At 58.8% G+C, this 22,698-nt stretch carries 21 protein-coding genes; 17 read left to right on the forward strand and 4 right to left on the reverse strand.

Annotated features, from left to right (window positions below):
* The first annotated feature begins 164 nt into the window (after positions 1 to 164).
* The 7 genes from rfbB (at position 165) to AC1MEA_RS06290 (ending at position 7,376) form a co-directional block, all read left to right on the forward strand.
* Positions 165 to 1,247, forward strand: coding sequence for a dTDP-glucose 4,6-dehydratase (rfbB, locus tag AC1MEA_RS06260; RefSeq protein ID WP_449635245.1), 1,083 nt, complete (start codon positions 165 to 167; stop codon positions 1,245 to 1,247).
* A complete protein-coding gene (gene rfbA, locus AC1MEA_RS06265) occupies positions 1,244 to 2,119 on the forward strand; it encodes a glucose-1-phosphate thymidylyltransferase RfbA (RefSeq protein ID WP_219063769.1) in 876 nt (291 codons plus the stop codon). The genes rfbB and rfbA overlap by 4 nt, the downstream gene beginning before the upstream one ends.
* A complete protein-coding gene (gene rfbC / locus AC1MEA_RS06270) occupies positions 2,119 to 2,664 on the forward strand; it encodes a dTDP-4-dehydrorhamnose 3,5-epimerase (RefSeq protein WP_480917121.1) in 546 nt (181 codons plus the stop codon). The genes rfbA and rfbC overlap by 1 nt, the downstream gene beginning before the upstream one ends.
* Complete coding sequence (rfbD, locus tag AC1MEA_RS06275; protein WP_480917122.1) at positions 2,661 to 3,554, forward strand: dTDP-4-dehydrorhamnose reductase; 894 nt, start codon at positions 2,661 to 2,663, stop codon at positions 3,552 to 3,554. Before rfbC ends, rfbD begins: the two co-directional genes overlap by 4 nt.
* Before the next feature lie 151 nt (positions 3,555 to 3,705).
* Positions 3,706 to 5,520 carry a sensor histidine kinase gene (locus AC1MEA_RS06280; protein ID WP_480917123.1) on the forward strand — a complete coding sequence of 605 codons (1,815 nt, stop codon included), beginning with the start codon at positions 3,706 to 3,708 and terminating at the stop codon, positions 5,518 to 5,520.
* Positions 5,517 to 6,905 carry a sigma-54-dependent transcriptional regulator gene (locus AC1MEA_RS06285; protein ID WP_480917124.1) on the forward strand — a complete coding sequence of 463 codons (1,389 nt, stop codon included), beginning with the start codon at positions 5,517 to 5,519 and terminating at the stop codon, positions 6,903 to 6,905. Before AC1MEA_RS06280 ends, AC1MEA_RS06285 begins: the two co-directional genes overlap by 4 nt.
* A 15-nt stretch (positions 6,906 to 6,920) precedes the next feature.
* The gene (locus tag AC1MEA_RS06290; RefSeq protein WP_480917125.1) at positions 6,921 to 7,376 is read left to right on the forward strand and encodes a thioesterase domain-containing protein; all 456 of its coding nucleotides are present in this window, start codon (positions 6,921 to 6,923) and stop codon (positions 7,374 to 7,376) included.
* Positions 7,377 to 7,379: 3 nt separating this feature from the next.
* Here the strand turns inward: AC1MEA_RS06290 and cysQ are convergent, their stop codons facing one another.
* Together cysQ and nudE are read right to left on the reverse strand one after the other, a co-directional pair.
* On the reverse strand, positions 7,380 to 8,228 hold the full coding sequence (gene cysQ, locus AC1MEA_RS06295) for a 3'(2'),5'-bisphosphate nucleotidase CysQ (protein WP_480917126.1): 849 nt from the start codon (positions 8,226 to 8,228) through the stop codon (positions 7,380 to 7,382).
* Positions 8,225 to 8,791, reverse strand: a complete 567-nt coding sequence (gene nudE / locus AC1MEA_RS06300) for an ADP compounds hydrolase NudE (RefSeq protein WP_219063762.1) — start codon at positions 8,789 to 8,791, stop codon at positions 8,225 to 8,227. Before nudE ends, cysQ begins: the two co-directional genes overlap by 4 nt.
* A 99-nt stretch (positions 8,792 to 8,890) precedes the next feature.
* Here nudE and yrfG point away from each other — a divergent pair, with 99 nt between their 5' ends.
* The 5 genes from yrfG (at position 8,891) to AC1MEA_RS06325 (ending at position 14,518) form a co-directional block, all read left to right on the forward strand.
* A complete protein-coding gene (yrfG, locus tag AC1MEA_RS06305) occupies positions 8,891 to 9,553 on the forward strand; it encodes a GMP/IMP nucleotidase (RefSeq protein WP_480917127.1) in 663 nt (220 codons plus the stop codon).
* Positions 9,554 to 9,678: 125 nt separating this feature from the next.
* Positions 9,679 to 10,566: a LysR family transcriptional regulator gene (locus tag AC1MEA_RS06310; RefSeq protein ID WP_480917128.1), complete on the forward strand. Its 888-nt coding sequence runs from the start codon at positions 9,679 to 9,681 to the stop codon at positions 10,564 to 10,566.
* A gap of 93 nt (positions 10,567 to 10,659) precedes the next feature.
* Positions 10,660 to 11,499 (forward strand): formate dehydrogenase accessory sulfurtransferase FdhD, encoded by an 840-nt coding sequence (gene fdhD / locus AC1MEA_RS06315; protein WP_219063759.1) that lies wholly within the window; start codon positions 10,660 to 10,662, stop codon positions 11,497 to 11,499.
* The gene (locus AC1MEA_RS06320) at positions 11,496 to 13,832 is read left to right on the forward strand and encodes an FdhF/YdeP family oxidoreductase (RefSeq protein WP_480917129.1); all 2,337 of its coding nucleotides are present in this window, start codon (positions 11,496 to 11,498) and stop codon (positions 13,830 to 13,832) included. Before fdhD ends, AC1MEA_RS06320 begins: the two co-directional genes overlap by 4 nt.
* Positions 13,833 to 14,029: 197 nt before the next feature.
* Positions 14,030 to 14,518: a glycine zipper domain-containing protein gene (locus AC1MEA_RS06325; protein WP_219063757.1), complete on the forward strand. Its 489-nt coding sequence runs from the start codon at positions 14,030 to 14,032 to the stop codon at positions 14,516 to 14,518.
* A gap of 270 nt (positions 14,519 to 14,788) precedes the next feature.
* Here AC1MEA_RS06325 and typA read toward each other — a convergent pair whose 3' ends face one another.
* Entirely contained in the window at positions 14,789 to 16,609 is a 1,821-nt protein-coding gene (gene typA / locus AC1MEA_RS06330; protein WP_219063756.1) for a translational GTPase TypA, read from the reverse strand.
* 140 nt (positions 16,610 to 16,749) lie between these two features.
* On the reverse strand, positions 16,750 to 18,204 hold the full coding sequence (thiI, locus tag AC1MEA_RS06335; RefSeq protein ID WP_219063755.1) for a tRNA uracil 4-sulfurtransferase ThiI: 1,455 nt from the start codon (positions 18,202 to 18,204) through the stop codon (positions 16,750 to 16,752).
* A gap of 332 nt (positions 18,205 to 18,536) precedes the next feature.
* Between thiI and glnA the strand changes: the two genes are divergently transcribed.
* From glnA to AC1MEA_RS06360, 5 genes are all read left to right on the forward strand, one after another.
* Positions 18,537 to 19,943 (forward strand): glutamate--ammonia ligase, encoded by a 1,407-nt coding sequence (gene glnA / locus AC1MEA_RS06340; protein ID WP_322177290.1) that lies wholly within the window; start codon positions 18,537 to 18,539, stop codon positions 19,941 to 19,943.
* A 157-nt stretch (positions 19,944 to 20,100) separates the two neighbouring features.
* On the forward strand, positions 20,101 to 20,685 hold the full coding sequence (locus tag AC1MEA_RS06345; RefSeq protein WP_480917130.1) for a chorismate mutase: 585 nt from the start codon (positions 20,101 to 20,103) through the stop codon (positions 20,683 to 20,685).
* 194 nt (positions 20,686 to 20,879) lie between these two features.
* Positions 20,880 to 21,302 (forward strand): cupin domain-containing protein, encoded by a 423-nt coding sequence (locus tag AC1MEA_RS06350; RefSeq protein ID WP_480917131.1) that lies wholly within the window; start codon positions 20,880 to 20,882, stop codon positions 21,300 to 21,302.
* A 29-nt stretch (positions 21,303 to 21,331) separates the two neighbouring features.
* Positions 21,332 to 21,856 (forward strand): DUF4124 domain-containing protein, encoded by a 525-nt coding sequence (locus AC1MEA_RS06355; RefSeq protein ID WP_480917132.1) that lies wholly within the window; start codon positions 21,332 to 21,334, stop codon positions 21,854 to 21,856.
* A 22-nt stretch (positions 21,857 to 21,878) separates the two neighbouring features.
* Positions 21,879 to 22,499, forward strand: coding sequence for a DUF4124 domain-containing protein (locus tag AC1MEA_RS06360; protein ID WP_480917133.1), 621 nt, complete (start codon positions 21,879 to 21,881; stop codon positions 22,497 to 22,499).
* The last annotated feature ends 199 nt before the right edge of the window (positions 22,500 to 22,698 follow it).

Raw genomic sequence — 22,698 nt, forward strand, 5'->3', positions numbered from 1 at the left:
ACCGACTTCAGCCGCGACAGTTTTATGGCGCACCGCCCGCTCCCCATGTGTTTTTTTCATGGCTTTGTAGCCGTTTCTCGATCAATCGCACTTGCACCGACCCTCTCCTGCCGACAAGCTATGTCTCATCCGCTTAACGTCCATCCAAGGAAGAAGGCAAACCCATGCGAATACTCGTTACAGGCGGTGCCGGCTTTATCGGTTCGGCGCTGATCCGTCACCTGATTCAGAACACCGATCACGAAGTCCTCAATTACGACAAACTGACCTACGCTGGCAATCTGGAGTCGCTGCAAAGCATTGCGACCAACACCCGCTATGAGTTTGTGCAGGCCGATATCGTTGATCAAGCCGCCGTCAGCGCTGTGCTGGCACGTTTCGAGCCCCACGCGATTATGCATTTGGCTGCTGAGTCCCACGTTGACCGTTCTATCGATGGTCCGGCGGAATTCATTCAGACCAACATCGTCGGCACCTACAGCCTGCTCGAGGCCACACGCGCCTACTGGGGCAAGCTGCCTGAAGCCGAACGTGCGGCGTTCCGCTTCCACCATATTTCCACCGACGAGGTGTACGGCGACCTGCACGGCGTCGACGACCTGTTCACCGAAACCACGCCTTACGCACCGAGCTCGCCGTATTCGGCCAGCAAAGCGGCGTCTGACCACCTGGTTCGGGCCTGGCATCGCACCTACGGCTTGCCGGTCGTTGTCACCAACTGCTCCAATAACTACGGGCCGTTCCACTTCCCGGAGAAGCTCATCCCGCTGGTGATCCTCAACGCATTGGCGGGTAAACCGCTGCCGGTGTATGGCAATGGCCTGCAAGTGCGCGACTGGCTGTATGTTGAAGATCACGCCCGGGCGCTGCTTAAAGTGGTCACCGAGGGTGTTGTCGGCGAGACGTACAACATCGGTGGCCACAATGAGCAAAAGAATATCGATGTGGTGCGCGGCATCTGCGCGCTGCTTGAAGAGCTGGCGCCAGAGCACCCGCCAGGTGTAGCGAATTTCGCTGATCTGATCACCTACGTAACCGATCGCCCGGGCCACGATATGCGCTACGCCATCGACGCCAGCAAGATCGAACGCGAGCTGGGCTGGACACCTGAAGAAACATTCGAATCGGGTCTGCGCAAAACCGTGCAGTGGTATTTGGATAACCTAGACTGGTGCCGCAGGGTCCAGGACGGCAGCTACCAAGGCGAACGACTGGGATTCACTGACCTAAAGGATTTGATCGCATGATGAAAGGCATCGTTCTGGCTGGCGGTTCGGGCACGCGCCTGCACCCCATCACCCTTGGTGTTTCCAAGCAATTGCTGCCGGTCTATGACAAACCGATGATCTATTACCCGATCTCGGTGCTGATGCTGGCCGGCATCCGTGAAATTCTGGTCATTTCCACCCCGCAGGACTTGCCGCAATATCGCAACCTGCTGGGTGATGGCAGCCAGTTTGGCGTGCATTTTCACTACAAGGAACAGCCCACTCCGGACGGCCTGGCCCAGGCGTTTCTGATCGGCGAAGAGTTCATCGGCGATGACCCTGTGTGCCTGATTCTGGGCGACAACATTTTCCACGGACAGCATTTCAGCGAGCAGCTGCAAAGTGCCGCCGAGCACCCTAAAGGCGCAACGGTCTTCGGTTACTGGGTCAAGGATCCAGAGCGTTTTGGCGTGATTGACTTCGATGAGAGTGGCCGTGCGCTGTCCATCGAAGAAAAACCGAAAAAGCCGAAATCCAGCTACGCCGTGACCGGTCTGTATTTCTACGACAACGATGTTATCGAGATCGCCAAAGCGGTGAAACCTTCGCCCCGTGGCGAGCTGGAGATTACCGACGTCAACAACGCCTACCTGGAACGCGGCGATCTGCGGGTCGAGCGCTTCGGTCGGGGCTTTGCCTGGCTTGATACCGGCACCCACGACAGCCTGCTGGAAGCTTCGCAGTACGTTCAGACCATCGAACATCGTCAGGGCCTGAAAGTGGCTTGCCTGGAAGAGATCGCGTTCCAGAACGGCTGGATCGACCGCGAGCACCTGCTCAATCGCGCCGATGCATTCGGCAAGACCGGCTATGGCCAATACCTGTTCAAGCTTGCCGGGGAATACCAATAATGAAGGTGGTGCCGACTGAGCTGCCTGGGGTCCTGATTCTGGAGCCCAAAGTATTTGGCGACGAGCGCGGGTTTTTCTATGAAAGCTTCAATGCGCGCGACTTTAAACAAGACACAGGCATAGACGCGGACTTCGTTCAGGACAACCATTCACGCTCGCAAAAGGGCGTGTTGCGGGGCCTGCATTACCAACTGGAACAAGCCCAAGGCAAATTGGTTCGGGTCACGGCGGGGGAAGTGCTGGATGTCGCGGTGGATATTCGCCGCAGCTCGCCGACCTTCGGGCGCTGGGCCAGCGTCCTGCTTTCCGCCGAAAACAACCGTCAGTTATGGATCCCGCAAGGCTTTGCCCATGGGTTCCTGGTACTCAGCGACTACGCCGAATTCCTCTACAAAACCACCGATTACTATCAGCCTCGTGCCGAGCGCTGCATTCGCTGGAATGACCCGGACCTGGCGATCGACTGGCAGCTCACCGACATCCCGAAACTGTCGGAGAAGGATCAAAACGGCAGAAGCCTGAACGAGGCTGAGCTGTTCTCATGACGCAATCCTCCACACCACCCCTGAAGATACTGATCAGCGGACAGCACGGTCAGGTGTCACGCGAGCTGCAGAAAAGCCTGGCTGATCTCGGCGAACTGCACGTGCTGGGACGCGATCAACTGGACCTTGGCCAGCCCGAGGCCATTCGTGACCACGTGCGTGCACTACGTCCGGACTTGATGATTAATGCGGCAGCGCACACCGCCGTTGATCAGGCTGAAAACGAACCCGAGCTGGCCTTCGCGATCAATGCCACGGCACCCGGCATTTTCGCAGAAGAGGCTGATCGGCTGGGCGTCCCCCTGATTCACTACTCCACCGATTACGTGTTCGACGGCAAAAAAGACTCGGCCTATACCGAGCAGGATGTGCCAAACCCGCTGGGTGTGTATGGCCGTAGCAAGCTGGCAGGCGAACAGGCGATTGCTGCGGTGGGTGGCAAGCACCTGATCCTGCGCACCAGTTGGGTTTACTCCCTGCACGGGCGCAACTTCCTGCTGACCATGCAACGCCTGCTGCAAGAGCGGGCAGAGTTGCGCATCGTCTCGGACCAGATCGGCGCACCCACCTGGGCCGGCACCATCGCCCACAGCACGCGTTTGCTGATCGAACGCTGGCGCGACGGACAGGCTGGCGCCTGGGGTACGTATCACCTGACCGCCAGCGGCGAGACGTCGTGGTTCGGTTTTGCTCAGGCCATTGGTGAGCAACTGATCAAACAAGGCAAGCCTTGCGCGACGCTGGAAGCGATTCCGTCCAGCGCCTACCCGACTCCCGCCGAACGCCCGCTGAACTCACGCCTCGATTGCAGTCTTCTGCACCGCGAATGGCAGGTGCAGCAGCCTGATTGGCATCACGCGTTGCTGGAGTGCTTAGCCGGTCAGCAGTAGGCATAATGGGTTGATCAGCTTCTGCCCGGAGGGCGTGGGCGCTGACGTGTCTGCGAACGGCGTCACGCGGAGTGCCTGAGGCACCGCGTTCGCAGACACGTCAGCGCCTGCAAATAATCCGTGTCAGGCGAACCTCATCTGGCGCATTTCTATGATCACGACGTCCACCGTTGCCCGACGCCCCCGCTGGCGTAGCCTTGCGTTGCTGGCGCTTTGTCTTGCGCCGCTGTTGTGGCCACTGCAGCATCTGGCCGAACGCTATTACCGCAATGAGCTGGTCAGCCAGAACCGCCAGACGCTTGATCTCTACGTCGCCAACCTGCTCGGCACCCTGCATCGCTATGAAGTATTGCCACAAATTCTCGGCGATCTGCCAGCCCTGCGCGCGGTGTTGGCGAACCCGGAGCAAAAGGTCACCCTGGAAGACGCCAACCGGTTGCTCAAGGATATATGCGAACAGACCGGGGCAGAGGTGATGTACCTGATGGACCCCGGCGGCAATACGCTGGCAGCGTCCAACTGGGACAAACACGACAGTTTCGTGGGCCGCAACTTTGCCTTTCGTCCTTACTTCAGTGAAGCCATGGCCGGCCGCCTGGGGCGCTTTTTCGGCTTGGGCACGACCTCGGCCAAACGCGGTTACTTCTTTGCCGGTGCCGTGCACGATGGCGACAAGGTGATCGGTGTGCTGGTGGTCAAGGTCGATCTGGATCGCACCGAGACCTTGTGGGGCAAGACCCCGGAGCAATTGCTGCTGACCGATCACAATGGCGTGGTGATCCTGACCTCGAACCCTGAATGGCGCTTTCGTGCGACCCGTCCGTTGAACCAGGACGAACAGCAAGCCATCAACGCCATCCAGCCCTATCCGACCCGGAACCCGAAGCCGCTGATCCTCGACGAAAAGGCCTGGCTGACGCAAACCCAGCAGATCGACGAGACCGGCTGGACCGTGAACATCCTTGCCCCACGCGGGCTGGTCGACCGACCGGTGCGCACCGCCGTCGCTGTCGGCGGCGCGACCCTGTTGGTGCTGATGCTGCTGCTGGGCCTGATGATGCAACGCCGACGCCATTACCTGGACCGCATTGCCTTCGAAGCCAAGGCCCGTCGCGAGCTGGAAATCCGCGTAATCGAACGTACCGCCGACCTCGAAGGCCTGAACAGCCGACTCAAGCAAGAAGTGCTGGAACGCGAGCAGGCACAGCAGGAACTCGTCCGCGCGCAAGACGAACTGGTGCAGGCCGGCAAACTCTCGGCACTCGGGACCATGTCCGCCAGCATTAGCCATGAACTCAATCAACCGCTGGCGGCGATCCGCAGCTATGCGGAAAACGCCGAAGTGTTGCTCGATCACGAACGCACCGAAGACGCCCGGGGCAATCTCAAGCTGATCAGCGAACTGACAGGGCGCATGGCCTCGATCATCGCCCACCTGCGCGCTTTCGCCCGACGCGACCGGCATGCGCCGGAAAGTGTCGCCCTGCAACCGGCACTCGACGATGCCTTGGCGCTGTTGTCCAAACGCCGTCGGGCGATGGAAGTCGAACTGATCCGCGACCTGCCGGACGCGACATTATGGGTTCAGGCCGGTGAAACCCGCTTGCGTCAGGTACTCGGCAACGTGTTGGCCAATGCCCTTGATGCGCTCACCGAAAAAGGTCCGCCGCGCAAGCTCTGGCTGAGTGCCGAACAGACCCCCGAAGGCGTCAATCTGTATATCCGCGATAATGGCCCGGGGTTTTCCAAAGAAGCACTGGCCCGTGCCCGCGAGCCGTTTTTCACCACCAAGACCCGAACCCAGGGGTTGGGCCTCGGCCTGGCGATTTGCGATACGCTGATGCGCGCGTTGGGCGGCGAGCTACTGCTCGCCAATCATCCCGACGGCGGCGCCCTGCTGACCCTGCACCTGCGGGCCGGGGCGTCCGGGGTCAATCTTCAACCGCCAGAGGATCTATCTGCATGAGTACGGACCACGCCATCGACAGCCGAATTCAGGTGGTGCTGATCGACGACGACCCGCATCTGCGAGGCGCCCTCAGCCAGACCCTGGACCTTGCCGGCTTGCACGTTCTGGCGTTGGCCGACGCCAAGGGCCTGGCGAGTCGCATTGAGCGCGACTGGCCGGGCGTGGTGGTGAGTGATATCCGCATGCCGGGCATAGACGGGCTCGAACTGCTCACGCAACTGCATACTCAGGACCCGGAACTGCCCGTGCTGCTGATGACCGGTCACGGCGACGTGCCGTTGGCGGTGCAAGCCATGCGCGCCGGCGCCTATGACTTCCTGGAGAAACCGTTCTCCAGCGACGCGATGCTCGACAGCGTGCGCCGCGCGCTCGATCTGCGCAGCCTGGTGCTGGACAACCGCAGCCTGCGCCTGGCCTTGAGTGATCGTACGCAATTGAGTACACGCCTGGTCGGCCAGTCCGCGCCAATGTTGCGTCTGCGTGAGCAGATCGGCGCCTTGGCCGCGACCAAGGCCGACGTGCTGATACTCGGTGAAACCGGCACCGGCAAAGAAGTGGTTGCCCGCGCCTTGCACGACCTGTCCAACCGCCGCGCAGGACCTTTTGTCGCGATCAACGCCGGCGCTCTGGCCGAGTCCGTCGTCGAAAGCGAGCTGTTCGGGCACGAACCGGGGGCATTCACTGGCGCGCAAAAACGCCGGATCGGCAAGTTCGAATTCGCCAACGGCGGTACGCTGTTTCTCGATGAAATAGAGAGCATGAGCCTGGAGGTACAGGTCAAATTGCTGCGCTTGCTGCAAGAGCGCGTGGTCGAGCGCTTGGGTGGCAATCAGCAGATCCCACTGGATATCCGGGTAATTGCCGCGACCAAAGAAGACCTGCGTCAGTCTGCCGATCAAGGACGCTTCCGCGCCGACTTGTATTACCGGCTGAATGTCGCGCCGCTGAAAATCCCACCGCTGCGCGAGCGTGGCGAAGATGCGTTGATGCTGTTCCAGCACTTCGCCGACTCCGCCAGCACTCGCCACGGGTTGCCCAAACACGAACTGCAACCGGGCCAACGCGCCCTGCTGTTGCGGCACATCTGGCCGGGCAATGTGCGCGAACTGCAAAACGTCGCCGAGCGCTTTGCCCTTGGCCTGGAACTGGCCCTTGAAGGCAATGAAGTTCCTAATATGCCAACCACCGGAGGCGGGCTCAGCGAGCAGGTTGAAAGCTTCGAACGATCCTTGATCGCGGCAGAGCTGACCCGGCCTCACAGCTCCGTGCGCAGCCTCGCCGAAGCCCTGGGGCTGCCACGCAAAACCCTGCACGACAAGTTGCGCAAACACGGCCTGAGCTTTGGTGACAGCAGCGGCAGCGCTGCCGATGAACTCGATTGATTGAAAGGAGCCCGCATGAATAATGACAGCCATCATTTGCAGAAAGTGCTGCATCACGACATTCCGCTGACCCGCGAGATGGGCCTCAAGGTGCTCAGCTGGCAAGGGCGACAGCTGCGTCTGCAGTTACCCCTGGCCCCCAACACCAATCACAAAAGCACGATGTTCGGCGGCAGCCTGTACTGCGCGGCCGTGCTGGCAGGTTGGGGCTGGCTGCATTTGCGCCTGCGCGAAGCGGGGATCGAGGACGGGCATATCGTGATTCAGGAAGGGCAGATCAGTTATCCGCTACCGGTCACCGTCGACGCCATCGCCACGTGCGAGGCGCCAGAGGATGCGGTATGGGAAAAGTTTCTAAGCACATACCGCCGCTATGGCCGCGCCCGCTTGACCTTGCCGACGTACATTTTCAATCAGGGCAGCGACGACGCGGCAGTACGTTTCAGCGGGCAGTTTGTGTTGCACCGTTAAGCCCTATAGCCCGGACTTGGCCAACGCCAACAGCTTGCTGCGCCACGGCGCATTCGCCGGCAACGCGAGAAACGAGGTGTTGAGCAGCGACTCACGCGACGGGTAGCTGAACGTCTCGCCTGCCAGATCGAGCACTTCGCCGCCTGCGCCTTCGAGTACACCTTGAGCGGCGGCGGTGTCCCACTGCGACGTCGGCGCCAGGCGCGGATAACAATCGGCGGCACCTTCGGCCAGCAGGCAGAATTTCAGTGAGCTGCCCACGCTGGTCAGTTGCAAATCACCCAGGCTCTCGGTCAATCCCGCCAACAAGCGTTCCTGTTCTGGGCTGGTATGACGACGGCTGGCGACCACGGTAAACGCTTCGCCGGGTGCTGGCGCCGTTCGCACGCTGATCGGCGCAGCATGGTCCTCATCGTCACTGCGCCACGCGCCCAACCCTGCACCGCCGAAGTAGCAGCGATTATTGGTGGGCATCGAGACCACGCCAAACACCACGCGGCCCTGTTCGATCAGGGCGATGTTGACGGTGAATTCTTCGCTGCCGGAAATGAATTCCTTGGTGCCATCCAGCGGATCGACCAGCCACCAACGCTCCCAAGTGGCGCGCTCACTGAGGGGAATGTCGGCATCTTCTTCGGACAGCACATGAATGTCAGGCGCCAGCGCCTGCAAACCCGCGACCAATAGATGATGGGCCGCTATATCCGCAGCGGTAACGGGCGACGCGTCGGCCTTGGCGACAACGGCCACATTTGCGCGCCAATACGGCAGGATCACTTCGCCGGCACGTCTGGCCAGTTCAATCACGGGCGCCAACAACGGATGCGGCAGATGGGCGAGCGCTTGGGTCATGGCTGGAATACTCCCCGCTGGGTCAATAAGTCACGGACCAGGTACAGCGCCGCCAACGCACGGCCCTCGCTGAACTGGGGGTGTTGAATCAGGCTGGACAGTTCGCGCAGATTGACCTTGTCGACGCGCATCGGCTCTGGTTCATCGCCCGGCAGGCTCTCTTCATACAAATCAGTGGCCAGCACCACCTGAATTTTCTGGCTCATGTAACCGGGCGACAGCGACAGCTCGGTCAAATGCTCAAGCTGATGAGCGCCAAACCCGGCCTCCTCCTTGAGCTCACGATTGGCAGCGGCCAGAATGTCTTCGCCCGGCTCGATCAGGCCCTTGGGCAAGGACAACTCGTACTCGTCGGTCCCCCCGCAGTACTCCTCGACCAACACCGCATGGTCGGCATCGAGCATCGCGACGATCATCACTGCGCCATAACCAACGCCTCTGCCCACTAGACGCTCGTAAGTGCGCTCAACGCCGTTGGCGAAACGTAACTGCAACGCTTCGACACGGAACAGATGGCTACTGGCGACGATTTCGCGGGCGAGGATGGTGGGTTTCTGTCGCATGGCAAGCTCCTTGGCGTGGACGGAGTACTATACCGTGGCTTTCCCGATTGTCTGTGTCGGATATGCTGACGTGGCTCATTCACCGCCCGAGAGACCTGAATGCCTTCTTTACCCTGGCGCGACATTGATACCGTTCTGCTCGATATGGACGGCACCCTGCTCGACTTGCATTACGACAACCATTTCTGGATGGAACACCTGCCACAGCGCTACGCCGAACTGCACGGGGTCAGCCGGGCCATGGCCGAACTGGAAATGGCGCCGCTGTTCGAGCAGAACGCCGGTACGCTCAACTGGTACTGCCTGGACTTCTGGAGTGCCGAGCTAAAGCTGCCGCTGCGCGAGCTGAAACTGGAAACCGCGCACCTAATCTCCCTGCGCCCGGATGCCGAAACGTTTCTGATGGCGATCAAGCAGGCCGGCAAACGCGTGATCATGATCACCAACGCCCACCGCGACTCGCTTTCATTAAAGATGGAGCGGGTGCAACTGGCGCCCTACTTCGAACGCATGATCAGCTCCCACGACTATGGGTTCGCCAAAGAGAACGCGCAGTTCTGGGACGCATTGCACGCCGACATCGCCTTCGAACCGGGTCGCAGCCTGTTTATCGATGACACCCTGCCGATCCTGCGCAGCGCCCGGGCATTCGGGGTCGCCTATCTGCTGGCCGTCAGCCAACCCGACAGCCGCAAAGGCCCGAAGAACACCGAAGAGTTTGCCGCGGTAGCGGATTATCGGGCATTGATTGCGGGGCTTTAGCTGCGCAGACACTGTACGAGCGGGCTTGCCCGCGATGGCGGTTTACCTGACACACCGCGTCAACCTGATCGCAGGCAAGCCAGCACCTACGGGATGAACTGCCTGCATAACGCCCCGGAGCGTAGATGGACATCAAACAGCTTAAATTCCTCATCGCCCTCGACGAGACCCGGCACTTCGGCCAGGCGGCGGCGCGCTGCCACATTACGCAGCCGACCCTGTCGATGCGCCTGCGCAGCCTGGAAGAAGAGCTGGAGTTGCCGCTGGTCAATCGTGGTCAGCGCTTCGAAAGTTTTACCGCGCCGGGTGAACGGGTACTGGCCTGGGCGCGGACAGTACTCGCCGCCTATGACGGCTTGTATGCCGAAGCGGCAGCGTGTCGGGGGCATCTGGTCGGTACGTTGCGCCTGGGCGTGGTGCCGCTGTCGAGTTTCGATCCACTGCAACTGATGCAACGCATGCATCAGTTGCACCCGAACCTGCGCTTCGAACTGTCGGCGCTCAGCTCCGAGCAGATTCTGGAGCAACTGGCGAGCAATCAGCTGGATCTGGGCGTGTCATATCTGGACCGGCTCGACGGCGAGCGCTTTGATTCCCTGGCACTCGCACAAACACGCATGGGCCTGCTTTACGATCACCGTCACTTCAGCTTCGGTGAGGATCCACTCAGCTGGGAAAGCCTGATCGAACTGCCCCTCGGCCTGCTGACCAGCGGCATGCACTTTCGTCAGTCCATCGACCACAATTTCCACAGTCGCGGCCTGAACCCCCTGCCCTTGCTGCAAACCGACGCGGTCCATCAATTGCTGCAAGCGGTGCATGGCGGTTTCTGTTGCGCGATCATGCCGCTTGATGGCGGTCTGGAGACCCTGACCGAGCACCTGCGCCTGCACCCCATCGCGGATGCCAAAACCCTGGCCCGGCTGGGTTTGATCATGCGTCGCAGCACGCCGCGATCCGCATTGGCCGAGGCATGCTTCTCCGCCTACCAGAAAATCATCGAGGCATCTTGATCGACGTCATCTATCAAGGCATCAGCACTAGCGATTAGACGTTATCGGACCACAGGCCTAGGCTAAAGGCTAATAATCTGCCGGTACTTTCCCATGCCCGCCAAGCGCACGGTCAGCACGGCGCCCGCATTGCACTCGCCAGCGTCCGCCGCAAGCCACACCTACAGCTACTCAAACCTTGAGCGCGAAGACTCGGGGAGCACGGCGCTGGCCGAAGAGGTGGCGCTGGCCATTGCCTACAATGGCATCAGCCAGGCGGTGATGCTGGTCAGCCCGACCGACCTTGAAGACTTCATCGTCGGCTTCAGCCTGGGCAGCGGCATCATTGCCTCTCCCGACGAAATCTACGACCTGAAGCTCAGCGGCTCAGGTTCCGCGCAGCACGCGCAGGTGGAGATCGCCAGCCGTGCCTTCTGGAACCTCAAGCAGCAGCGTCGCCAGCTGGCCGGGACCAGCGGCTGTGGCCTGTGCGGCGTGGAAGCGGTCGAGCAAGCGTTACCCGAACTCGATGTATTGCCGGGCGCGCCATTGCCGCCGGCGATCTGGCTGGAGGGGCTGCGCCAACGCATCAGCGCATTCCAGCCGCTGGGCCAGCATTGCGGCGCGGTACATGCCGCGCTGTTCATGGACAGTACTGGAGAGCTGCTGCTGGGCCGCGAAGACATTGGCCGGCACAACGCCCTCGACAAACTGATCGGTGCGTTGACCCGCCAGAACATTCCATTGACTGGCGGGATTGCCATCGTCACCAGCCGCTGCAGCCTGGAACTGATCCAGAAAGTACTGCGCGCCCGGATCCAAACGCTGGTCAGCCTGTCCTCACCCACCGGCCTCGCCCTGCAATGGGCACGCCGACACAACCTCAATTTAATCCACCTGCCGCAACACAGTGCGCCGCGGGTCTATAGCCCTGCGATGGAGAATCAAGCGTGAGCACTCGTCACCAAACCGACAAAGCCCCGACACCCCGCTACAAACCGTACAGAGGCGCGGCGGGCGGCTGGGGTGCACTGGTCAGTGTGACGCAGGCCTGGCTGAGCAGTGATAACGCGCTGAAGAACCTGCGCATGATGCTCAAGACCAACCAGAACGGCGGTTTCGACTGCCCAGGCTGCGCGTGGGGTGATTCGCCGGAAAGTGGCATCGTGAAGTTCTGCGAGAACGGCGCCAAAGCGGTCAACTGGGAAGCCACCAAGCGCCGTGTCGACGCCTCGTTTTTCGCCCGCTACAGCGTCAGCGCCCTGCGCGAGCAAAGCGACTACTGGCTCGAATACCAGGGTCGCCTGACCGAGCCGATGAGCTACAACGCTGAAACCGATCGTTATACGCCGATCAGTTGGGACGACGCGTTCGCCCTGATCGGCAAGCATCTGCGCAACCTGCCAAGCCCGGACATGGCCGAGTTCTATACCTCGGGCCGGGCCAGCAATGAAGCAGCGTACTTGTATCAACTGTTCGTGCGCGCCTACGGCACCAACAATTTCCCCGACTGCTCGAACATGTGCCACGAGGCCAGCGGTGTTGCCATGGCGCAAAGTGTTGGCGTCGGCAAAGGCACGGTAACGTTCGATGACTTCGAACACGCCGATGCGATTTTCGTCCTTGGCCAGAACCCTGGCACCAACCACCCGCGCATGCTCGAACCGCTGCGTGAAGCCGTCAAACGTGGCGCGCAAGTGGTGTGCATCAACCCGCTCAAAGAGCGCGGCCTGGAACGTTTCCAGCATCCGCAGCACCCGCTGGAAATGCTCACTAACGGCTCGGAGCCGACCAACACCGCATACTTCCGTCCTGCATTGGGTGGCGACATGGCGCTGTTGCGCGGCATGGCCAAGTACCTGCTGCAATGGGAACGCGAAGCTCAGGCCAACAACGCACCATCGGTCTTCGATCACGCCTTCCTGAACGAACACACCCACGGCGTGCTTGATTACCTGGCGACCGTCGATGACACCTCGTGGGAAGCGATCATTGAGCAGTCCGGCCTGCCCCTTGCCGATATCGAGCAAGCGGCGAAGATGTACTGCAAGGGTCAGAAAGTCATCATGTGCTGGGCAATGGGCATCACTCAGCATCGCCATTCGGTGCCGACCATTCAGGAAATCGCCAACCTGATGCTGCTGCGCGGCAACATTGGCAAGCCTGGCGCGGGCCTGTGCCCAGTGCGCGGTCACAGTAATGTGCAGGGCGACCGGACCATGGGCATCAATGAGCGTCCACCTGCGTTCTTCCTTGATGCGCTGGAAAAACGCTTCCAGTTCAAAGTCCCACGCGCACCGGGTCATAACGTGGTGGAAGCCATCCACTCGATGCTCGCGGGCAAATCCAGGGTCTTTATCGGCCTGGGTGGCAACTTCGCCCAAGCCACACCAGACAGCACACGCACCGTTGAAGCCTTGAACAACTGCGACCTGACGGTGCAGATCAGCACCAAGCTCAACCGCAGCCACCTGACTCACGGCGCACAAGCACTGATCCTGCCGTGCTTCGGCCGGACAGATATCGATATCCAGGCCGAAGGTCCGCAAGCGGTGACGGTGGAAGATTCGTTCAGCATGGTCCATGCGTCCAACGGCCAGCTACAGCCCTTGTCCAGACAGATGCGTTCGGAGCCGGCAATCATCGCCGGTATCGCTGCCGCGACCTTGGGCACGCAGCCTGTGGACTGGTTGTGGCTGACCTCGGATTACAGCCGCATTCGCGACCTGATCGCCGACACCATCCCCGGCTTCAAGGACTTCAATGAGCGCCTGAAAAATCCGGGGGGCTTCTATCTCGGCAACGCGGCCAGTGAGCGCCGCTGGAACACACCCACCGCCCGAGCCAACTTCAAGGCCAACGTCCTGCCGCTGGACCTGGTGCATGAGAACGTACGCTCTACCGGCCAGATTCCCGACCTGATCATGCAGTCCATGCGCTCGCACGATCAGTACAACACCACTATTTATGGGCTGGACGACCGTTATCGCGGGGTCAAAGGTCAGCGGGATGTGTTGTTCGTCAACGAGGCCGACATTATTCGCCTGGGCTTCAAGCCGGGGCAGAAGGCGGACCTGGTGTCGATCTGGGACGATGGTCGAGAGCGCCGCGTAAAAGGCTTCACCCTGCTGGCATTCGATATTCCCGCCGGACAAGCAGCCGCTTATTACCCGGAAGTGAACCCGTTAGTGCCACTCGAAAGCGTGGGTGACGGCAGCCATACACCAACGTCAAAGTTCATCGCTATCCGCCTGGAAACAGCAAGTGACGACGGACGGATTATGTAAACTGACAAGGAACAATGGCATACAGCGACTAACGGCATGTATGCCAAGTAAGCTCAGAGTGCTATTTACAACTAAAGTTCCCGTTAAAAAACAGCATGTTAGTGTTTTCTTATAATACGGGTTACTCGTCGGATTTAGATTGTAGCAATACTGACATGGCCTCAGGATCGCGCCGTCATCCCTATGAGGTTCCATACATGAAGTATTCCTCGATTCTGTTGTTGTCTCTCTCCCTGGCCAGTGGTTTTGCCTCAGCTGGCGGCACCGCTGAAGCCGGCGTGGGCGGTGCATTGGGTGGGGTACTCGGTTCGGTTGTCGGCCAACAATTGGGCGGCAGCACAGGTTCAGCGATTGGCGCTGGCCTAGGCGGTGCGGCAGGTGGCGCAGTGGGAGCAGACCGTCGCAACCGTGGTGAAGCAGCTATCGGTGGTGGCTTGGGCGCGGCAGGCGGTAACGTGCTTGGCCGCAGCGTCGGCGGCACTACCGGCAGCCTGATCGGCGCAGCAGCCGGTGGCGGCGCAGGTGGTGCTCTTGGTAACTACATGGGCAACGAAAGCCGCGACGATGGTCGTGACGACCGCCGCTACCGTGGTCGCGATGACCGTCGTGATTACCGTGGCGACCATCGCGGTCGTGGCCATGCCTATGGTCATCGCAAACATTGGGATCACGATCGTCGCCGTTGAGTGATCGCACGTGTCGCTACATTGCCGCTGGCTGCACTCCCCTGCAGCCAGCGCTGCTTTAAAGTCCGCTAAAACCAACCCTCTAATCAACACCGGTCGCCTGCCCGCTGGGAAGCCGTGTCGGTCATATACAGTCTAATTAGCGTTCGAGTGGGCCAACTCCGTTAAACCTGACGCGCCACTCTTACAGTCTTTCTGACATTGCCCAGACAAACAAAAACGCCCCCGACCTTGCGGTCGGGGGCGTTTTTTTAACAGCTAACTAATGAATCAGTTGCCGTTTTTCTTGGCAGAGCGGGTACGCTCGCTTTCGCCAAGGATTTTCTTACGCAGACGGATCGACTTCGGCGTTACTTCGCAGAGTTCGTCTTCTTGAACGAATTCCAGCGCTTGTTCCAAAGTGAAGCGGATAGGCGGAACCAAAGCAATGGTTTCGTCTTTACCGGAAGCACGCATGTTGTCAAGCTTCTTGCCTTTGGTTGGGTTAACGCCCAGGTCGTTGTCACGGCTGTTGATGCCGACGATTTGACCTTCGTACACGTCTTCACCGTGACCCAGGAACAGCTTGCCACGCGCCTGCAGAGTTTCCAGCGAGTAGGTCAGAGCCTTACCGGTAGCAACCGAAACCAGTACGCCGTTCTGACGACCGGACATGTCGCCGGACTTCATTACATCGTAACGGTCGAAGATGCTGGTCAGGATGCCGGCACCGGACGTCAGGGTCAGGAACTCGTTACGGAAACCGATCAAGCCACGTGCCGGGATGTTGTACTCAAGGCGAACGCGCCCTTTGCCATCCGGAACCATGTTGGTCAGGTCGCCTTTACGGATACCGATTTGTTCCATGATCGCGCCTTGCGCAATTTCCGGCAGGTCGATGGTGACGTTTTCGTACGGTTCGTGCTTAACGCCGTCAACCATACGGATGATCACTTCTGGACGACCAACACCCATTTCGAAGCCTTCGCGACGCATGGTTTCGATCAGTACCGAGAGGTGCAGCTCACCACGGCCGGAGACTTTGAACTTGTCAGCCGAGTCGCCTTCTTCAACGCGCAGAGCAACGTTGAACAGCAATTCTTTGTCCAGACGTTCCTTGATGTTACGGCTGGTGACGAACTTGCCTTCTTTACCGCAGAAAGGCGAATCGTTTACCTGGAAAGTCATGGAAACGGTTGGTTCGTCAACGGTCAGCGGCTTCATCGCTTCGACGTTCAGTGGGTCGCACAGAGTGTCGGAGATGAACAGCTGGTCGAAGCCGCTGATGCAGACGATGTCGCCGGCAGCTGCTTCGTCAACGTCGATACGGTGCAGACCGTGGTGACCCATCAGCTTGAGGATACGACCGTTACGGCGCTTGCCGTCGATGTCGATAGCCACAACCTGAGTGTTCGGCTTGACGCGACCACGAGCGATACGGCCAACACCGATGACGCCCAGGAAGCTGTTGTAGTCCAGAGCGGAGATTTGCATCTGGAACGGACCGTCACGGTCGACTTTTGGAGCCGGTACGTGGTCGACGATGGCCTGGTACAGCGGGGTCATGTCTTCAGCCATATCGGTGTGCGACAGACCGGCAATACCGTTCAGTGCAGACGCGTAAACGACGTGGAAGTCCAGCTGCTCTTCAGTAGCACCCAGGTTGTCGAACAGGTCGAAGATCTGGTCCAGAACCCAGTCCGGACGTGCGCCTGGACGGTCAACCTTGTTGATCACGACGATCGGACGCAGGCCGGCTTCGAAAGCCTTCTTGGTCACGAAACGGGTTTGCGGCATAGGGCCGTCTTGAGCGTCAACCAGCAGCAGAACGGAGTCAACCATCGACATTACGCGTTCAACTTCGCCGCCGAAGTCGGCGTGGCCCGGGGTATCCACGATGTTGATGTGGTAGCCGTTCCAGTTGATAGCGGTGTTCTTGGCAAGAATGGTAATACCGCGTTCTTTCTCCTGGTCGTTGGAGTCCATCACGCGCTCGTCGTTGAGCTCGTTGCGCTCCAGAGTGCCGGATTGACGCAAGAGTTTGTCTACCAAGGTGGTTTTACCATGGTCAACGTGAGCAATGATGGCGATGTTACGTAGATTTTCGATCACTTGTGTATCTCGATCAGAGGATTCGGTCAGCTACCTATTGTAGGCAGCTATTAACAGTAGAGTCGGCGAAAGCCATGACGGCTTGACGACTGGCGTCGGGGGGCCGGTGACGCAAGCCACAGGCAAACAGCCCCGGGCACTTAGCTCGGTCGATAAACGCGCACATTGGCATGCCCCTCACTGAGCAAATGGTGGGCATGCAGGCGACTCATCACGCCTTTGTCGCAATACAACAGGTACTGGCGAGTTTCATCCAGTTCCTTGAAGCGGCTGTTCAATGCATAGAACGGCAGCGTCTGTATTTCAATGCCAGGCAACTCCAGCGGTTCGTCATGCTGAGCATCCGGATGACGGATGTCGACGATGACCTGACCGGCCAGTGCTTCACTGACTTCCTCGATTTCAATGTCCTGGCCCAATTCGTCGATAACGCGATCGATCGGCACCAGCTTGGCTTGTTCGAGCGCACGCTCGAGTACCGCCATATCAAACTGCTGTTCTTCATACTCCACGCGGTTGCGCTTGGCGTGGGTCTTGGGGTTGACCGAAATCACCCCACAATACTCGGGCATGTGCTTGGCGAAATCGGCAGTGCCTATATCGTAAGCCTGATCGATGATGTCCTGCTTGTGGCTGGCGATCAGTGGACGCAAAACCAGCTTTTCCGTGACCGAATCGATCAGCGACAGATTGGGCAGGGTCTGGCTGGAGACCTGTGAGATCGCCTCGCCTGTTACCAGCACATCAATCTCGAGCCGATCAGCAATACGGGTTGCTGCGCGCAACATCATACGCTTCAACACCACGCCCATATGACTGTTATCGACTTTACCGAGAATTTCTCCCAGTACTTCTTCAAACGGGACGCTGACAAATAGCACGCGTTGCGAGCTACCGTACTTCTTCCACAGGAAATGGGCGACTTCCATCACCCCCAATTCGTGGGCGCGACCACCGAGATTGAAGAAGCAGAAGTGGCTCATCAGCCCACGGCGCATGATCTGGTAGGCCGCGACAGTCGAATCGAAACCGCCGGACATCAGCACCAGCGTCTGCTCAAGCGCACCCAGCGGATAACCGCCGATGCTGTTGTGCTGACCGTGAATCACAAACAACCGTTGGTCGCGAATTTCCATGCGCACTTCGATTTCGGGTGCTTTCAGGGAAATTCCGGCAGCGCCGCACTGCTGACGAAGCTGGCTACCGACGTATTTCTCGACATCCATGGAGCTGAAACTGTGTTTGCCGGCACGCTTGCAGCGCACCGAAAACATTTTGCCGGCCAGCGATGCGCCGACGTGCTCTTTACACTTGGCGACGATGTCGTCCATATCGCCCAGCGGGTATTCATTGACCTGCAAAAAATGGGCGATGCCCGGCATGCAGCTCAGGCGCTCGATCATCTCCTGCAAGGCTTTCGGCTCGCTAACCCTGGTTTCAACCTCAAGGTTGTCCCACACGCCTCCCACCACCAATGCCGGGTCCAGATCACGGAGCACGGTACGGATGTTTTTGGCCAACTGGCGGATGAAACGCTTACGCACCGGCCGGCTTTTGATAGTGATTTCGGGGAAGACTTTTACGATTAGTTTCATGTAAAAAACGCGCGAGGTGCCAGCCGAAAAAGAGGGGGCAGGATTATAGCGGAAATTGTTCAAGGTTTAACCAGTTATCGTACAGTCAATATTGCACGCACCAAAAAAGACCGTCTGCCCGGCAATGCGCATCATATCGGTGCATCTAATTTTCGATTTATCAGCTTTAATGCGCGCAATGCCTGCGTTTGGCGCGAAAAACCCAAGTCGGGGCACTGGCATGCAATTTGCTCCCTTGTGAGGCAGGTTGCCTTGGCAGAGTATTCGCGCCGGCATCACCCAAATTCTAAGGGCCAAACCACTACGTGGCCCGAAGCCACCCGGAGGACACCATGTCGAAGTCGGTTCAACTCATCAAAGATCATGACGTTAAATGGATTGATCTGCGCTTCACTGATACCAAAGGCACTCAGCACCACGTGACCATGCCGGCTCGCGATGCGCTGGATGAAGATTTCTTTGAAATCGGCAAAATGTTTGACGGTTCCTCCATTGCTGGCTGGAAAGGCATCGAAGCGTCCGACATGATCCTTATGCCTGACGACAGCACTGCCGTGCTCGACCCGTTCACCGAAGAGCCAACCATCATCCTGGTTTGCGACATCATCGAACCTTCGACCATGCAAGGCTATGACCGCGACCCACGCGCCATTGCCCGCCGCGCCGAGGAATACCTGAAGTCCACTGGCATCGGCGACACTGTTTTCGTTGGTCCAGAACCAGAATTCTTCATCTTCGACGAAGTGAAGTTCAAGTCCGACATCTCCGGCTCCATGTTCAAGATCTTCTCCGAACAAGGCTCCTGGATGTCCGACCAGGACGTCGAAGGCGGCAACCGTGGCCACCGTCCAGGTATCAAAGGCGGCTACTTCCCGGTTCCACCGTTCGACCACGACCACGAAATCCGTACCTCCATGTGTAATGCCATGGAAGAAATGGGCCTGGTCATCGAAGTTCACCACCACGAAGTGGCGACTGCCGGTCAGAACGAAATCGGCGTGAAATTCAACACCCTGGTTGCCAAGGCTGATGAAGTTCAGACCCTGAAATACTGCGTACACAACGTAGCCGATGCCTACGGCCGTACCGCTACCTTCATGCCTAAGCCTCTGTATGGCGACAACGGTTCAGGTATGCACGTACACATGTCCATCTCCAAAGATGGCAAGAACACCTTCGCAGGCGAAGGCTATGCCGGCCTGTCCGATACCGCCCTGTTCTTCATCGGCGGCATCATCAAGCACGGTAAAGCACTGAACGGCTTCACCAACCCGTCGACCAACTCCTACAAGCGTCTGGTCCCAGGTTTCGAAGCACCGGTAATGCTGGCCTACTCGGCTCGCAACCGTTCCGCTTCGATCCGTATTCCTTACGTGTCCAGCCCTAAAGCTCGCCGTATCGAAGCTCGCTTCCCGGATCCAGCAGCTAACCCGTACCTGGGCTTCGCTGCACTGTTGATGGCTGGCCTGGACGGCATCCAGAACAAAATCCACCCAGGCGACGCTGCTGACAAAAACCTGTACGACCTGCCGCCTGAAGAGGCGAAAGAGATCCCACAAGTTTGCGGCAGCTTGAAAGAAGCCCTGGAAGAGCTGGACAAAGGTCGTGCGTTCCTGACCAAAGGCGGCGTATTCAGCGATGACTTCATCGACGCTTACATCGCTCTGAAAAGCGAAGAAGAAATCAAAGTACGCACCTTCGTACACCCACTGGAATACGAGCTGTACTACAGCTGCTAATCCAGTTACGTCAGCCGCATCGACGTAATAGAGGCCTCCTTCGGGAGGCCTTTTTTATGCCTGATATTTTCTAACAATTGGCTTCTGGCGTTAAACACAACCTGTCGCGTTAACTCTCTGGCTTTATCACGTCGCCGAATCAGCCAGAGGTCTACCCATGTCGAATTCACATCGACTGCCGCATGTGTCTCTTCTATGTGCGGTCATAGTCAGCATAAGCGCCTGCGCCAATACGCCCACGCCCTCTCAACCGCCGGACTCTCTGGCGCCCTTGATCCAGACTATCAGTGAACGCTTGAGCATCGCCGATCAGGTCGCACTCACCAAATGGGACAGCGGCAAACCGATCCAGGACAGCCTGCGCGAACAACAGGTCATCGCCAACGCTGCAAAGCTGGCCCCGGCCTACAAGCTCAATGCCGAAGAAGTCAGTCAATTCCTGGCGGCGCAAATCGAGGCGAACAAGCTGGTGCAGTACACGCTACTGGCCAATTGGCGCGCGGTAGGCAAGGCGCCGAATACAGCGAGACCGGACCTGGTCAATCAAGTCCGTCCACAGCTAGACCGACTGCAAATTCGATTGTTGCAAAACTTCGCGGACTTCGCGCCCTATCGGCACGATCCACAATGCCCGACCTGGCTGAACCAACAACGACAGCTCCAGGCAAACGACGCCATCCATGACATCGCGCTGGGGCGTGCAGTCGGAGAGCTTTGTGTCATCACCCAGCAGCCCCGCTGACAAGACTGTTATAGCTAACCCCTCGGGTTTGGAGAACCCGCTTTAGCATGAAAATACGACGCTGAGTCCCCATTGCATAACTTCGTATTTCCGACATTTTCTGCAATTCTTGAAGGCTGGTTTGTGACCCCGATCATGACGTTTACTCGGCTGCGCTCAGGGCATTTCGCCCTGGAAGACCGAGGAAATTGAATATGATCAAACAGACCCTGCTCTCCCTAAGCCTCTTAACACTGGCTGGTACGGCCAACGCCCAGATGAAGCCAGCTATTGAGTCGACGATCCTTTTGCAGAGTTCATCATCCTGGGACGGCACGCCCTATGTTACCTACCCACAAGGACAGCCAGAGCTGACTGTTCGAAAAGTAACCATGGCACCCGGCAGCAGCTTCGATTGGCATTCCCACCCAATGCCGGCAGCCGGTTATGTGGTCTCGGGCGAGTTGATCGTTCAAGCGCGGGATAGCGATAAAACCGTAACATTGACAGCCGGACAGGTTTTACCTGAAATGAATAACATTGTTCACCGCGGCCTCAGTGGCAATAGCCCCACCGAACTCATTGTGTTCTATGCTGGCACCCCCGGCATGCCGATATCGGTGGAGCCCGTCAACTAAAACCCGCGCTATTGCCATTGGACGATTCCATGCATCGAAGCTTTATATTTCTGCTGCTGTTGATCGCCTTGCCCGCCGCAGCGCAGATATATAAATACATCGACGCCAATGGCAATCCCGCCTACAGCAATCAACCACCCGACGACACGCCAAGTGAAACCGTGCAGTTGCCGCCGCTGAACAGTGTCGATACCAAGAAGCCTGCCGCTCAGCAAAACAGCCCCACAACCAGCGCCAATCAGGGTCAGTCATCCGACGCCTATGGCGTGCTGACGCTGAGTGACCTGCCGACCGATGAAGCACTGCGCGCCAACAACGGCACCTTCACGATTGGCGTCCAGCTGCAACCGCGCCTGCAACCCGGGCACCTCTTGCAACTGGTGCTCGACGGCAACGCTTACGGACAACCCAGCAACGTCCCACGGCTCCAGGTAGTGAACATTGACCGAGGGGAACACAGCCTGGCGGTCCGCGTAATAAACGACCAGCAGATCATCCAGCAAAGCCCGACCGTCACGATCACCGTGCAGCGCGTCCATCTCGGTAAACCTTAAGATGCCCTCCCGACCAAACCCTGTGCGCAGCTTCTTATTGCTGTGCCTGCTATTGATCGCGTTGCCAGCGGCTGCCGATGTCTATACCTACGTCGATTCGCAAGGCAATCGGGTGTTCACCGACCAGGCGCACCCTGGCAACGCGCGTCGCGTCGAGATCCCGCCCAGCAATATGAGCTCCCAGCCACGCAAGCACGCCGTGCAGAAAGCCCACGCCCCCGCAAAACCCGCGCCCATATTCCGCTACCAACTCCTGCGGATCCTGGTGCCCGAGCCGGACGCAACGGTGCGCAGCATGACGGGCGAACTGATCGTCAGCGTCAGCAATGACCCGGCCCTGCAAAACGGTCACACGTATCGCTTGCTGGTCGACGGCCAACCGTACGGGCAAGCAGGTCGCAGCCCGGTGTTCCCGCTGATCAACATTGATCGCGGCACGCACCAGTTGGCCGTCGAGATTCTGGATGAAACGGACCGCATCGTAGAGCGAACACCCAACCAGCCCTTCCATATGTTGCGCATCACCCTGGCGCAAAAGCGTCTGGCGCAGCCGTGCAAGGAAGCAGATTACGGCGTACGCCCCGAATGCGCCCTTGCTGACAAGCCCGCAGAGAAAAAAAGCAGCCTCCTGCCTTTCTTCTGACCACTCAACAGCGCAAGGCACTATATTGGTGCGATAGCTTGCAGCGTGATCGACGACGCCACCCATTTTGGTTCGAAAATCCCTGCGGAGAGCGGCCCGAGACGACCCAATGTCCGAAAAAAGCCCGATTTTGCGGGTTTGGCGCTTCTTTTCGGAGCCTTGGTTTGGTTTTTGCAGATTCGTACTATCTGTTCCGTAT

The organism is Pseudomonas sp. ASL8, assembly GCF_056680355.1.

Bases quoted from the DNA above. Each gene is read 5' to 3' on its own strand.
- fdhD (WP_219063759.1), top strand. From the start codon at position 10,660: ATGCCCGCCAAGCGCACGGTCAGCACGGCGCCCGCATTGCACTCGCCA.
- AC1MEA_RS06355 (WP_480917132.1), top strand. From the start codon at position 21,332: ATGCATCGAAGCTTTATATTTCTGCTGCTGTTGATCGCCTTGCCCGCC.
- rfbD (WP_480917122.1), top strand. From the start codon at position 2,661: ATGACGCAATCCTCCACACCACCCCTGAAGATACTGATCAGCGGACAG.
- yrfG (WP_480917127.1), top strand. From the start codon at position 8,891: ATGCCTTCTTTACCCTGGCGCGACATTGATACCGTTCTGCTCGATATG.
- cysQ (WP_480917126.1), bottom strand. From the start codon at position 8,228: ATGACCCAAGCGCTCGCCCATCTGCCGCATCCGTTGTTGGCGCCCGTG.
- nudE (WP_219063762.1), bottom strand. From the start codon at position 8,791: ATGCGACAGAAACCCACCATCCTCGCCCGCGAAATCGTCGCCAGTAGC.
- thiI (WP_219063755.1), bottom strand. From the start codon at position 18,204: ATGAAACTAATCGTAAAAGTCTTCCCCGAAATCACTATCAAAAGCCGG.
- rfbC (WP_480917121.1), top strand. From the start codon at position 2,119: ATGAAGGTGGTGCCGACTGAGCTGCCTGGGGTCCTGATTCTGGAGCCC.
- glnA (WP_322177290.1), top strand. From the start codon at position 18,537: ATGTCGAAGTCGGTTCAACTCATCAAAGATCATGACGTTAAATGGATT.
- rfbB (WP_449635245.1), top strand. From the start codon at position 165: ATGCGAATACTCGTTACAGGCGGTGCCGGCTTTATCGGTTCGGCGCTG.
- AC1MEA_RS06280 (WP_480917123.1), top strand. From the start codon at position 3,706: ATGATCACGACGTCCACCGTTGCCCGACGCCCCCGCTGGCGTAGCCTT.
- AC1MEA_RS06345 (WP_480917130.1), top strand. From the start codon at position 20,101: ATGTCGAATTCACATCGACTGCCGCATGTGTCTCTTCTATGTGCGGTC.
- rfbA (WP_219063769.1), top strand. From the start codon at position 1,244: ATGATGAAAGGCATCGTTCTGGCTGGCGGTTCGGGCACGCGCCTGCAC.
- AC1MEA_RS06290 (WP_480917125.1), top strand. From the start codon at position 6,921: ATGAATAATGACAGCCATCATTTGCAGAAAGTGCTGCATCACGACATT.
- AC1MEA_RS06310 (WP_480917128.1), top strand. From the start codon at position 9,679: ATGGACATCAAACAGCTTAAATTCCTCATCGCCCTCGACGAGACCCGG.
- AC1MEA_RS06350 (WP_480917131.1), top strand. From the start codon at position 20,880: ATGATCAAACAGACCCTGCTCTCCCTAAGCCTCTTAACACTGGCTGGT.
- AC1MEA_RS06285 (WP_480917124.1), top strand. From the start codon at position 5,517: ATGAGTACGGACCACGCCATCGACAGCCGAATTCAGGTGGTGCTGATC.
- AC1MEA_RS06325 (WP_219063757.1), top strand. From the start codon at position 14,030: ATGAAGTATTCCTCGATTCTGTTGTTGTCTCTCTCCCTGGCCAGTGGT.